This is a genomic window from Ruegeria sp. HKCCD6647-2, assembly GCF_057221075.1.
In genome coordinates this window covers 269023-281313 of sequence record NZ_JBWVBD010000002.1, presented here as the reverse complement: position 1 = coordinate 281313, position 12291 = coordinate 269023, and the positions used below count along the sequence as shown (strand labels likewise).

General features: G+C 59.1%; 10 protein-coding genes. 7 read left to right on the top strand and 3 right to left on the bottom strand.

Features of this window, described 5'->3' with window-relative positions; genetic code table 11:
- Positions 1–41: 41 nt before the first annotated feature.
- The 7 genes from AC2TDJ_RS07455 to AC2TDJ_RS07425 all read left to right on the top strand — a co-directional run bounded on the left by AC2TDJ_RS07455 (position 42) and on the right by AC2TDJ_RS07425 (position 9688).
- Positions 42–752, top strand: coding sequence for a VIT1/CCC1 transporter family protein (locus AC2TDJ_RS07455; RefSeq protein WP_480840780.1), 711 nt, complete (start codon positions 42–44; stop codon positions 750–752).
- Positions 753–835: 83 nt separating this feature from the next.
- The gene (locus AC2TDJ_RS07450; RefSeq protein WP_480840778.1) at positions 836–2152 is read left to right on the top strand and encodes an SDR family oxidoreductase; all 1317 of its coding nucleotides are present in this window, start codon (positions 836–838) and stop codon (positions 2150–2152) included.
- Positions 2153–2632, top strand: coding sequence for a DUF2269 family protein (locus AC2TDJ_RS07445; RefSeq protein ID WP_480840776.1), 480 nt, complete (start codon positions 2153–2155; stop codon positions 2630–2632).
- A gap of 101 nt (positions 2633–2733) precedes the next feature.
- Positions 2734–5475: a DUF2339 domain-containing protein gene (locus tag AC2TDJ_RS07440; protein WP_480840774.1), complete on the top strand. Its 2742-nt coding sequence runs from the start codon at positions 2734–2736 to the stop codon at positions 5473–5475.
- Positions 5476–5640: 165 nt separating this feature from the next.
- Positions 5641–8553: an isoleucine--tRNA ligase gene (ileS, locus tag AC2TDJ_RS07435; protein WP_480840772.1), complete on the top strand. Its 2913-nt coding sequence runs from the start codon at positions 5641–5643 to the stop codon at positions 8551–8553.
- A gap of 132 nt (positions 8554–8685) precedes the next feature.
- Positions 8686–9144: a methylated-DNA--[protein]-cysteine S-methyltransferase gene (locus AC2TDJ_RS07430; RefSeq protein WP_480840770.1), complete on the top strand. Its 459-nt coding sequence runs from the start codon at positions 8686–8688 to the stop codon at positions 9142–9144.
- 76 nt (positions 9145–9220) lie between these two features.
- A complete protein-coding gene (locus AC2TDJ_RS07425) occupies positions 9221–9688 on the top strand; it encodes a hypothetical protein (protein ID WP_480840768.1) in 468 nt (155 codons plus the stop codon).
- Between the two features lie 15 nt (positions 9689–9703).
- Here AC2TDJ_RS07425 and AC2TDJ_RS07420 read toward each other — a convergent pair whose 3' ends face one another.
- The 3 genes from AC2TDJ_RS07420 to AC2TDJ_RS07410 all read right to left on the bottom strand — a co-directional run bounded on the left by AC2TDJ_RS07420 (position 9704) and on the right by AC2TDJ_RS07410 (position 12115).
- Positions 9704–10399, bottom strand: a complete 696-nt coding sequence (locus AC2TDJ_RS07420) for a CDP-alcohol phosphatidyltransferase family protein (protein WP_480840766.1) — start codon at positions 10397–10399, stop codon at positions 9704–9706.
- 91 nt (positions 10400–10490) lie between these two features.
- On the bottom strand, positions 10491–11411 hold the full coding sequence (locus AC2TDJ_RS07415) for a tyrosine recombinase XerC (protein ID WP_480840764.1): 921 nt from the start codon (positions 11409–11411) through the stop codon (positions 10491–10493).
- Complete coding sequence (locus tag AC2TDJ_RS07410) at positions 11408–12115, bottom strand: DUF484 family protein (protein WP_480840762.1); 708 nt, start codon at positions 12113–12115, stop codon at positions 11408–11410. Before AC2TDJ_RS07410 ends, AC2TDJ_RS07415 begins: the two co-directional genes overlap by 4 nt.
- Between the last annotated feature and the right edge of the window lie 176 nt (positions 12116–12291).

Below are 12291 nucleotides of genomic sequence, written 5' to 3'. Positions count from 1 at the left end.
CACGGTCACGCTGGGTTTGCATAGTCAGCACGGAGCCAGCCATGACCGATCACGGCCACAGCCAGCAGGAAATCGCCGCACGGATCAACGCGCCGCCCGGACGGGGTGTAGTGCGCGATGTGGTCTATGGCGGCATTGACGGGTCCGTCACGACATTCGCCATCGTTGCCGGAGTGGCAGGGGCCGGGCTTTCGCCGTTTGTTATCGTCGCGCTTGGCCTGGCCAACGTGTTGGCCGACGGTTTCTCGATGGCGGCAGGGAACTATTCCGCGACCAAAGCCGAAACGGACAATATCCGCCGCATTCGCGCAATCGAGGAACGCCATATCCGCCTTTATCCTGATGGCGAACGTCGAGAGGTGCGCGAAATCCTTCTGCAGAAGGGGCTTTCAGGTCAGGTGCTGGATGACGCGACCGACGCAATTACCGCCAGTCGCGAAAACTGGATCAACCTGATGATCGAAGGCGAATACGGGCTGGGCAGCGTGGACCCGCACCCGATCAAGGCCGCTTTGGCGACATTCCTTTCATTTCTGGTGGCCGGCATGATCCCTTTGCTGCCGTTTCTGCTGTCGCTCGATAACGCTTTTGCCGTTTCTGCCTGGATGACGATGGGCGTCTTCTTTGCCATCGGTGCGCTCAAGAGCCATTGGTCGTTGGCGCCGTGGTGGCGTTCGGGGTTCGAAACTTTCGTGATCGGAGGGGCGGCCGCCCTGATTGCCTATATGGTCGGTTCGCTATTCCATCCCTGAACTGCTCAGTTGTCGCAGGGCGCGAAACAGCGCTGGCCCGGGCGACACGATCCGTTAGTGTTGCCCAAAACGGTCGAGTTACTATGCCAAACCCGGACTTGCGCGGGAAAAGTGTTTTAGTGTTGGGCGCTTATGGTTTCATCGGCGCATCGGTCACGCGTGCACTAGTGACCAAAGGCGCGCGAGTGACCGGAATGGTTCGAAACCCGAAAACGGGTGGCCGGGTTTTGCCCGAAATGGCATTGATCCGGGGCGACCTGCGTGAGTTGTCCGGCGCGCAAGACTGGCAAAACGTATTGACGGACGTCGATGTAGTCGTGAATTGCGCGGGCGCACTGCAAGAGGGTTTGCAGGACGATTTGGTGGCCGTACATCACACGGCTATTGCGGCTCTGGGCGAGGCCTGCGCAAAACGTGACATCGCGATTGTGCAAATCTCGGCAATCGGGGCTGAAGCGGAAGCAGTGACTTTGTTCATGCGGACCAAAGCCGCAGGCGACGCAGCGCTGCGCCGGTGCGGTGCGCGGCTTTGGATCCTGAAGCCGGGGCTCGTTATCGGGCAAACCGACTATGGCGGGACGACCTTGCTGCGGATGCTGGCCGCGATCCCCCTGATACAGCCAATCGCGTATCCCGAAACACCGGTGCAATGCGTCGGGATGGACGACCTGTGCGATGCTGTCATCCTGGCGATCCGCTCGGACATTCCTCAGGGCAGCTACGACCTTGTCGAAGACACGCCGCAGACTCTGTCCGAGGTGGTATCGGAAACACGCAGCTGGTTGGGATTTCCAGCCGCGCACGCGACTGTGACAGTGCCGCATGTGGTCACAACATGGATTGCCGCCGGTGCCGATCTGTTGGGCCGTTTGGGTTGGCGTTCGCCACTACGCAGTACTGCAATGTCCGTGATGGTTGATGGGGTGACAGGCAATCCTGAACCTTATCGCGCGGCTTCGGGCCGTCGGATCGCATCCTTGCCGCAGAATTACAACGGTTTGACCAGCGCGCGCGAGCATCGCCTTTCCGCGCGGATGAGTTTGCTGCTGCCGCCTGCCATCGCCATTTTGTGCGTTTTCTGGATGGCCTCGGGCGTGTTCGGGCTAATGAGCCTAAGACAAGCTGCCGAGATTCTGACCACCGCTAGCTGGCCGCTGGCACTTGCGACAGCGAGTGTCCTTTTCTGGTCAATCGTCGATCTCGTGCTTGGTGCGGCCCTGTTGTGGCGGCCCTGGGCGGCACGGGTGTGCCTCGCGCAGGCGGCTGTAGCAACGTTCTATCTGATTGCGGCAACGTTTACTGTGCCGTCCCTCTGGGCCGATCCATTGGGGCCGTTGGTCAAAATCCTCCCTGCAATCCTTTTGCCGCTTTTCGTGCGCGGCGTGTTGGAAAGCCGTTAGATGGAATGGGAACTGTTCCTGCGCTGGTCGCATGTCATTGGCGCCTGTGTCTTGTTGGGAACCGGAGCAGGTATCGCTTTTTTCATGCTGATGGCGCATCGCAGCGGTGATCCACGCATCATCGCGCATACTGCGGGTATCGTTGTGCTGGGCGACCTGCTGTTCACGACGACTGCGGTGATCCTGCAGCCGATCACGGGCGCATTGCTGGCATGGCAGTTGGGTTGGAGTTTCAGTGAGGGTTGGATTGCACTTTCTCTACTGCTCTACGTTCTGGCGGGATTGTTTTGGCTTCCAGTTGTTTGGATGCAGACGAGGCTTCGTGGCCTGGCCCAAGCGGCCGCAGACCAGAACACTCCGCTATCTGACGAATACCAAAGGCTGTTCCGGATTTGGATTGCCTGCGGAATTCCTGCGTTTCTGGCGGTGCTGGCCATTCTCTGGCTGATGTTGTCGCGACCCGATCTTGCTTGGCCCTGAATTCGACTGCTTGGCAACAGGCTGATTCCATTTGAATTTCCGGACTATTGCCCGCAACAGGGTCGGTATATTCTGGTATCTGTTTTATTCGGAGGTGATGCTTGGATCTTGCGCTTGCCATCGTTGGGCTGATCGTGCTTGCGATCCCGATTTCGATCGTTGTGCTGCTGGTCGGGCAGTCTCGCCTGCGAAAACGGGTTGAGCTGCTGGAGCAGCAGATTGCGCGTCATACTCAACCGGAAACAGAACGCCCTGAGGCAATCGAACCGCAAGAGACCCCTGCGCCGGAAACTGCCACGCCCAAAGCTGATAGGCCGCGACCTGCTCCGTGGTCCGCGCCTAAAGTAAACAGGTCACAGGGCGCGGATGGAACCCAACAGGATCAGGATGAGATGCCGGGCGCGCCAGAAAGCCCCCCGGCGGCAATCGTGCTGCGAGAGGACAGGATTGCGGCGCTGGGCGCGTGGTTGCGAGAGAACTGGTTCTACGCCGTTTCCGCGCTGTCACTGGCGCTCGCGGGGATATTTCTGGTCCAGTATGGCGTCGAAAACGGCCTTCTCCCGCCGTTCGCTCGTGTCCTGGCAGCGCTCGCCTTTGGCGTGGCACTGATCGCGGCGGGTGAAATTCTGCGCCGTCGTTTCGGCGATGACGAGGAATCTGCCACTGCCTATCTGCCATCGGTTTTTTCTGGCGCTGGTCTGGTGACCTTGTTCGGTGGTGTCTTGGCCGCACGCCAATTGTACGACCTGATCAACGCCGAAACTGCTCTGGCCGGGATGGTTGTCATTGCCTTGGTCGGGCTGGTATTGGGATGGTTCCACGGGCCTTTGCTGGCCGCCGTTGGACTGATCGGTGCCTTTGCAGCGCCATTTGCCGTAGGCGGCTCCTCAGATGATCCCAGCTGGCTTTACGGTTACTTCTTCGTGATTGCTGTTCTCGGTCTGGGTATCGATACGGTCCGCCGCTGGGCATGGGTGTCGGTGCTGACCCTGATTGGCGCGTATACGGCTTCGATGTTGCTTGTGCTGTCCTCGTCAGCGACCGAACCTGCTTATCTGCTGTGCGCCACGGCGCTGGCCTTGATCGCAATTGCAATCCCGGTGCAACGCGTGTGGCCCAACCATTCAGGGCCAATGATCGCTGAAATCGCCCGCCGCAGAAAAGGGGAAGCTTGGCCTGAATTCCCGACCCGGCTGGCCTTTGGCGCGGTTGCCGTTAGTGCCTTCATCCTGTCGATGCATTGGGCGGACACCAGTGCCGAATTCTGGCTGACGATCACATTGTTCACAATTTTGGCGTTGGCCTTGATCCTGTGGGCACAGAAAGCACCGGCACTGCAAGATGTCAGCCTGTTCCCCGCTGTAGGTTTGATCTGGTTTGTCCTGGCGCATGGATTGGATGGCGGCATTGTCGAACGTACGTTTGCCGAAACCTACTCGGAAACGGCCGAGGCCGATTATCCGTTTGTGGTAACCGTTTTGGTGGCTCTTGGCGCTCTGATCAGCTGTCTTGCCGCATGGCGGTCTTTCCGGTCCACACAATACCGGGCGATTTGGGCTGCGGCCGCGGTCCTGTTCGCCCCCCTGCTGGCGATTGCGTTGGAGATCGGCTGGCGCCCGGCGTCAGTGATCGGAGCATACCCCTGGGCGCTGCACGCGATAGCGCTGGGCGCGATGATGGTCGTTCTGGCAGAGCGATTTGCACGCGTTGATGGCGATGACAGGATGCGCCCGGCACTCGCGACACTTTCGGCGCTCTCCTGCCTGTCCTTTGCCTGCGTCATAGTGTTGAGCTCCGCAGCGCTGACCATTGCCCTGACCGCAACAATTGTTGTTGCCGCAGCGCTGGACCGGAAATTCACTCTGCCACCGATGACGTGGTTCATCTGGGCGGGCGTGTTCACAGTGACTGTGCGCCTAGTTCTTGATCCGGGTCTTGACTGGGCCGACACTGCGCCAATTCACGAGATGACGCTGGTTTACGCGACCGCGGCCGCAGGTTTCCTGGTCGCGTGGTGGCTGTTGAAACCTCTGACAAGACCGCTTGCCTCGCTGTTGCTGGAAAGCGCGGCCTGGGCCACGGGCGGCATTCTGCTTTCTTTGTTGCTTTTGCGTTGGCTCGAAGGGTTCGGCGAAGGGGGGGCAAGGGATAGCCACTGGGGGCTGGGGCTGCTGGCGGTCATCTGGCTGCTGCTGGCGTATGCTCAGGTGCAGAGGTTCCAGCTGGGCGGTAAGCTGAACTATGCACGTTATGCGCTGGCGGCCTTTTTTGCTGCACATGGCGGCATCCGGCTGGTCCAAGCGCTCACCGATCAGAACCCGCTGCTGAATCAATATGCCGATCCGGTACTGGGACCGCCGATGGTGAATACACTTGCAATCGCTTACCTGTTGCCCGCGCTGGCCATTGGATTTTCAGCCTGGCGTATTGTTGCGATGCCTGTTCGGCTCCGGCAGGTCAGTTTCGCCATTGCCGGGGTTCTGGCAACTGTATGGCTTGGGTTGATGATCCGGCACGTCTGGCAGGGCGCCGAAGGCATGTATGAAGCCAACGGCGTCACACAGCCCGAGCTATACACCTACACAATGGTCTTGCTGCTGGTCGGGGCCGTGCTGTTCTACCAGTCTCTTGCGCGTCAGTCCGATCTGATGCGCAAAGCAGGGCTAGCCGTGATCGGACTGGCCGTGGCAAAGGTGTTCCTGATCGACATCGCCGGTCTGGGCGGGCTGATCCGCGTATTCTCGCTGCTGGCTTTGGGACTGGCGTTGGCGGGGCTTGCGTGGCTGAACCGTTGGGCCAAGCTGCGCCATTCGCCGCAGGTGGCGGAACCTCTGGACCATTAGGCGAAGGCATCCTATAAGCGCGGCCATGTTTGACCGGCTGGCCATCATTATTCGAATTATATCCCCGGCGCTCTGACCCACCTGAGACGCCGGGCAAAGGTGCTTGAGATATCGCACTGACCGCTTCGATCCTTCACAAGTCAAGATCATCCAAGGACGCCCCCAATGTGCGCCGACACGACCCAAACACCTGAATACAAAGACACGCTGAACCTGCCCAAAACCGAATTCCCAATGCGCGCCGGCCTGCCCAAGCGCGAGCCTGCATGGCTGGCGCGTTGGGAGAAGATCGGCGTCTATGACCGCCTGCGCGAGAAAGAGGGCCGCACGCCCTTTACTTTGCACGATGGCCCTCCGTATGCGAACGGCCATTTGCATATCGGCCACGCGCTGAACAAGACGATCAAAGACATGATCGTGCGGTCCCATCAGATGATGGGCTTCGACGCGCGTTATGTGCCGGGCTGGGACTGCCACGGCTTGCCGATCGAATGGAAGATCGAGGAACAGTACCGCAAGAAGGGCAAGAACAAGGACGAGGTGAACATCGTCGACTTCCGTCAGGAATGCCGCAAGTTCGCCGAAGGCTGGATCGACATCCAGCGCGACGAATTCAAGCGTCTTGGCATCACCGGCAACTGGCCCGATCCCTACATCACCATGGACTATCACGCCGAGGCGGTGATCGCTGACGAGTTCATGAAGTTCCTGATGAACGGTACGCTCTATCAGGGCTCGAAGCCTGTGATGTGGTCGCCCATCGAGAAAACCGCTCTGGCCGAGGCTGAAGTCGAGTATCACGACAAGGAAAGCTTCACTATCTGGGTGAAGTTCAAGGTCGTAAATGCGGGCGATCTGGATGACGCTTTTGTCGTGATCTGGACAACGACTCCATGGACTATGCCGTCGAACAAGGCGGTCGTGTTTGGCAAGGACATCTCTTACGGTCTGTACGAAGTCACCGACACGCCGGACGAGTGCTGGGCCGCCGTGGGTGACAAGTTCCTGTTGGCGGACAATCTGGCGGCCGACGTTCTGGGCCGTGCGCGTCTGAACGACGACCAATGGGCCCGTGTTCGTGACGTGACCGAAGATGAGCTGGCGGGCGTCCAACTGACCCACCCGTTGGCCGGGGCTGAGGGTGGCCATGGCGAATGGGACGACATCCGCGACTTCCGGGCTGCCGACTTCGTTACCGATACCGAAGGGACTGGCTTCGTCCACTGTGCGCCGTCGCACGGTATGGAGGAATTCGAACTTTACCGCGATCTGGGCATGCTGGAACAGGTCATCACTTACAACGTGATGGATGACGGCTCGTTCCGCGCCGATCTGCCGTTCTTTGGCGGAAAATACATCCTGTCCCGCAAGGGCGGAGAGGGTGACGCAAACAAAGCCGTCATCGACAAGCTGGTAGAGGTCGGTGGCCTGCTGGCGCGCGGCAAGATCAAGCACAGCTATCCGCATTCGTGGCGCTCGAAAGCTCCGATCATCTATCGCAACACGCCGCAGTGGTTTGCATCGGTCGACCGCAAGCTGGATGATGGTATGGGCCAAATGGGTGACACCATCCGTGAACGGGCTCTGCGCTCCATCGATGAGCTGGTGAAATGGACACCGCAGACCGGCCGCAACCGCCTGTATTCCATGATCGAAGCGCGCCCGGACTGGGTTCTGTCCCGTCAACGTGCGTGGGGTGTTCCGCTGACCTGCTTCACCAAAAAGGGGGCTTTGCCAACCGACGCGGATTACCTGTTGCGCAATGCAGACCTGAACGCCCGCATCAAGGCAGCGTTCGAGAAGGACGGCGCAGATGTCTGGTACACGGATGGGTTCAAAGAAAAGATCCTCGACGGAATCGCAAACCCGGATGACTTCGATCAGGTGTTCGACGTGCTGGACGTGTGGTTCGATTCCGGTTCGACCCACGCATTCGTTCTGCGCGACCGCGAGGACGGCACCGAGGACGGCATCGCCGACGTCTACATGGAAGGCACCGACCAGCATCGCGGGTGGTTCCACTCGTCGATGCTGCAAGCCTGCGGCACCAAGGGCCGTGCGCCCTACCGCAATGTGGTGACCCATGGCTTCACGCTGGACGCCAAGGGCAACAAGATGTCCAAATCGCTGGGCAACACCATCGTGCCGGAAGAGGTCGTCAAGCAATATGGCGCTGACATCCTGCGCCTGTGGGTGGCTCAGACTGACTATACTGCCGACCAACGGATCGGGCCGGAAATCCTGAAAGGCACTGCCGACAGCTATCGCCGCCTGCGCAATACCATGCGATTCATGCTGGGTTCGCTGGCGGACTTCAGCGAAGCGGATCGCGTCGCGCCCGAGGATATGCCGCGTCTGGAACGCTGGGTGCTGAGCCGTCTGGCCGATCTGGATGAGCAGGTGCGCAAGGGCTATGCAGCGTTCGATTTCCAAGGCGTGTTCAGCGTGGTCTTCACCTTTGCGACAGTTGATCTGTCATCCTTCTATTTCGACGTCCGCAAGGATGCGCTGTATTGCGACGGCAATAGCTTGCGCCGTCGCGCAGCACGTACCGTTTTGGACATCCTGTTTCACCGCCTGACCACATGGCTTGCGCCGATTCTGGTTTTCACGATGGAAGAGGTCTGGCTGGAGCGGTTCCCGGCGGATGACAGCTCGGTTCATCTGGTGGATTTCCCTGATACGCCCGCCGAATGGCGCGACGCAGAACTGGAGGCCAACATGGCCAAGATCCGCCGCGTCCGCCGCGCTGTGACCGCGGCCCTGGAGGTTCAGCGACAGGACAAGGTGATCGGGTCCAGCCTAGAGGCGGCGCCGATCGTACATGTCGAGGATGCCGATACGCGCGATCTTCTGGCTACGTTCGACGTTGACGACCTGTGCATCACGTCTGGTGTGACCGTGACCGGTGATCCGGCCCCGGCCGAAGCCTTCCGTGTACCCGAGATCGAGGGCGTCGGCGTGGTCTTCGAAAAAGCCGAAGGCGCCAAGTGCCAGCGCTGTTGGAAAATCCTGCCGGATGTGAATCGTCATTCCAACCCCGGCGTTTGCGGTCGTTGTGATGAGGCGCTGGGCTGACTCCCATCCGATTATGCGAGGCAGTGCCAATCAAGCACTGCCTCGCGCCGATATGCACATCTGATCTTTGCACGACACGGATCGTCAAAAAACGGGTTGCGGGATCGATGCTTCCTCTGTCAGCATCTCTCTATGGGACAAATTGCGATAGAAACCCGTTTCGGGCGCTTGGGCATTGTCGAAGAAGACGAGGCCATCGTTGGTCTGACCTGGGACGGTGCCGAAGGTGACCCGGGCTCCCTGTTGCAGCGCGAGGCTGCAGCGCAGCTTCGGGCCTATGACCAAGGGCGCCTGCAAAAATTCGATCTGCCTTATCGGATAAAAGGGTCCGAATTTCAGCGCCGTGTTTGCGACGCGATGTTCGCCATACCTTTCGGAGACACGCGAACCTACGGCGAACTTGCCAATGAACTCGGGTATTCGGCGCAGGCGGTCGGACGCGGCTGTGGTGGCAATCCCATTCCGATCATTATCCCGTGCCACCGTGTTCTGGGCGCAAATGGCAAGATGGTCGGCTTTTCCGGACAGGGCGGGGTTGAGACCAAGGTTGCGCTGTTGCGGCATGAAGGCGCGGCGGGTCTGTTGATCTGAGCAAGGGATTCCTGTTGCATTCCGCGTTTTCGGGCTTCAACTTATGTCAGATGCTGAATTCGAAGGACTGTATTGAATGACTGGCCCAACAGACGCTGCCGCACGCAAGAAGATCATCGTTGAACGCCTGATGTCGCTGGAAGAACAGGAATTGGCGACCGCGCAGGCACACTATGACGCGTTCCTCAAGGATTCTCAGTTGGATGACCGCGAGGGTCATGACAAGGACGACATCGCGGCCTCGCGCGAGAATGCTGATCTTGCGGCGGCGTTTGATGCGCCTGTACATGCCCACCATGCCAAGATCGACGTGATCGAGAATACGGATTTCAGCGTCACCGACACGGTGCGCCCGGGTGCTGTAATCAAGTTCAACAATCGGCGGTTTGTCGTCTGTGTTTCGACCACACGGTTCGAAGTGGACGGCAAGACCTATATGGGTATTTCAACGCAGAGCCCCATTTACCTGGCCATGGCCGGGCTGCAGGAGGGGGACGTTTTTACCCATAACGGAACGGAGTTTGAGGTGCAGGAAGTCCTCTGACCCGAACCACCTTTATCAGGCTTTGCGCGGCGGAATAACCTGCTGCGCAATACCGGCGGAGACAAGGTAAAGGCTGGTCACAACAAGGCCCCAATGCGCCCAGCTTTCGGGATGAAAGTCGACCCAGGCCGCCCAGCCTGCAAAGAACGTCCAGGCAAAGGCCATTGGCAGGGTCAGCGTGCGCCAACGCTCGGTCCGGACCGGGTGCACGAATTTGAGCGGCAGAAACATCGCCAGCGACAAAAGCGTGACAAGCGACAGGATGACCCAGAAATTGGGTTCGAGCGCGAAGATCACGACGACGAACATATTCCAGCAGCCAGGGAAACCCGAAAAGGAATTATCCTTTGTTTTCATGCGCGTGTCAGCGAAGTACATTGCGCTGGCAAAGGTGATCACGATGATGGCAAACCAACCGGTCCAGCCGTCCATCAGCCCGGATTTAAACAACGCAAAGGCCGGAATGAAGACATAGGTGAGGTAGTCGATGATCAGATCCAGCAGCACCCCGTCGAACTCAGGCGCATTCTTCTTGACGTGATAGTGGCGGGCCAGAGGTCCGTCGATACCGTCAACGATGAAAGATACAACCAGCCACAAATACATCAGGCTCCATTTTCCCTCGACCGCGGCCAGCATGGCCAGCATTGCGAAAACGGCGCCTGTTGCAGTGAAAAGATGGACGAAAAGCGCTTTGAATCTGAGTGTCATGCGGCTGTCATGTACGATGCGTGGGGCAGATGCAAAGCAAAAAGCCTGTTGACAGACAAGTGTCTTCGATCTGTTTGTTTTTTGCCGTTGATCACGCTTTGGGATGGGCGCGGTTGTAGACTTCCATCAACCGTGCCGTATCCACGGCAGTATAAGTTTGCGTTGTGGAAAGCGAGGCGTGCCCCAGCAGTTCCTGTATCGCACGCAGGTCACCGCCTGCGGACAGCAGATGCGTTGCAAAGCTGTGCCGCATCGCGTGCGGCGTGGCGGTCGAAGGCAGGCCCAACTGCATCCGGGCCTTGGCCATCACACCTTGGATGGCCCGTGGATTGAGCGGCCCGCCTCGGACACCACGGAAAAGGGATGCGTTGGAAGATTGCGGGTGTGGGCAGAGACGCAGATAACGGTCTACTGCCGCGCGCGCGGCCGGTATGACCGGCACAATCCGTTCCTTGTCGCCCTTGCCCAGAATTCGCAAAGTGTCCGGCAGCGGTGCATCGGCCCCTTTCAGTGACAGCGCCTCGGAAATCCGCAATCCGCATCCGTAGAGCAGCGTGACAACAGCAACATCCCGCGCTGCAACCCAATCCGAGGTGGATTGCGTTTCGACCGTGTCAATCATCGCCCTGGCAGCGTCCTCGGCAAGTGGGCGAGGCAGTTTTTTTGTGAATTTCGGTGCCCGGGTCGACAAGACTGCAGTGGGTTCGAACCCTTCGCGTTCAGCCAGCCATCGGTAAAAGCTTTTGACGGCCGAGAGCTTGCGCGCCAGCGATCGTGCACCCACACCAGAGCCTCTCTGGTCCGCCATCCACGCCCGCATGTCGGCCACCGTAATGCGCTCCAGCGCGGCCAAACCTTGCCGTTCGCTGTGGTGCAATGTCATGAACGACAGAAACTCGGTGACATCACCGCGATAGGCGTTCTGGGTGTTTTCGGAACGCCCTGCCAAGGCCCCCAGACTGTTCAGCCAATGCTGCAGAGCATCACGTACGGCTGGAGAGATCAGGCTCACGACAGCCAGTGACGCATCGAGCGTTCAAACACGCCAGCAAAAAAGGCCAGAAGATCGGTTCCAAGCTGCGGCGTGAAATGACGCGGGTCCCTGGCCCCCATCACGATCATCCCGGGCAAACGACCTGGTCCGAGATTCAGTTTCAAACAGGCTTCGGACTGCAAGGGATTGATCTGATCGCCATATATTTGGCGGTTGGGTCGGTGAATTTCACGCAGCGTGATCTCGCGCGCAGGTGTGGTTCGATCCCGTGTCAGGTAGCCGTCGATAAATCCCGGTTCTACAATCTTCAAAACACCGCCGAGCTTTTCGACGGCCGGGTCGTCGCGCACGGCCGTTGTTTCCAGAACCAGGGTAACCTGATCCACGCGCAGAATCTCGGCGACGTCCTTGCCCAGTGTCAGCAGGAAATCTTCGAATTCCGTGGGTTCGAGAAGGCGCAAAATGGCGCGATGGACCTGATTTGTGCCGGCGAGGTTTTCATAGGCCGCTGCGATCACCGACCGGTGCGTGTCTTCCAGACGTCCAAGCCGATCTTCCAGCCGCTGCATCGCAATGCCGCGCAGGTCGATTATGTTCTCGCCGCGCGCCTGTTCATTTGCAGCCACCAGCGCTTGCATCAGGTCCTTGTCTTCCAGCACGGCATCCGGCTCAGCCAGAATCGCCGCACGGAGATTGTCCTCGAGTTTCGGATTACTGCTCATGTCCCGTCCGGTCTTTTTTGTTTTGGCGGCTTATAACATGCCTTGCCAAAATTACCTTGGGAAAAATGCACGCAAAAGTGGATTTCCTTGCGTGTTGTGGCGAGGGGGCTCCCGCCCGGACAGACCCGATCAGAGATCAGGAATGTCCGGTTGGGCCGGGCACGGCGCCTGATGGC

Coding starts and splice junctions, on each gene's coding strand:
- AC2TDJ_RS07410 (WP_480840762.1), bottom strand. CDS start 12,115: ATGAGCAGTAATCCGAAACTCGAGGACAATCTCCGTGCGGCGATTCTG.
- AC2TDJ_RS07425 (WP_480840768.1), top strand. CDS start 9,221: ATGACTGGCCCAACAGACGCTGCCGCACGCAAGAAGATCATCGTTGAA.
- AC2TDJ_RS07455 (WP_480840780.1), top strand. CDS start 42: ATGACCGATCACGGCCACAGCCAGCAGGAAATCGCCGCACGGATCAAC.
- ileS (WP_480840772.1), top strand. CDS start 5,641: ATGTGCGCCGACACGACCCAAACACCTGAATACAAAGACACGCTGAAC.
- AC2TDJ_RS07450 (WP_480840778.1), top strand. CDS start 836: ATGCCAAACCCGGACTTGCGCGGGAAAAGTGTTTTAGTGTTGGGCGCT.
- AC2TDJ_RS07445 (WP_480840776.1), top strand. CDS start 2,153: ATGGAATGGGAACTGTTCCTGCGCTGGTCGCATGTCATTGGCGCCTGT.
- AC2TDJ_RS07420 (WP_480840766.1), bottom strand. CDS start 10,399: ATGACACTCAGATTCAAAGCGCTTTTCGTCCATCTTTTCACTGCAACA.
- AC2TDJ_RS07430 (WP_480840770.1), top strand. CDS start 8,686: ATGGGACAAATTGCGATAGAAACCCGTTTCGGGCGCTTGGGCATTGTC.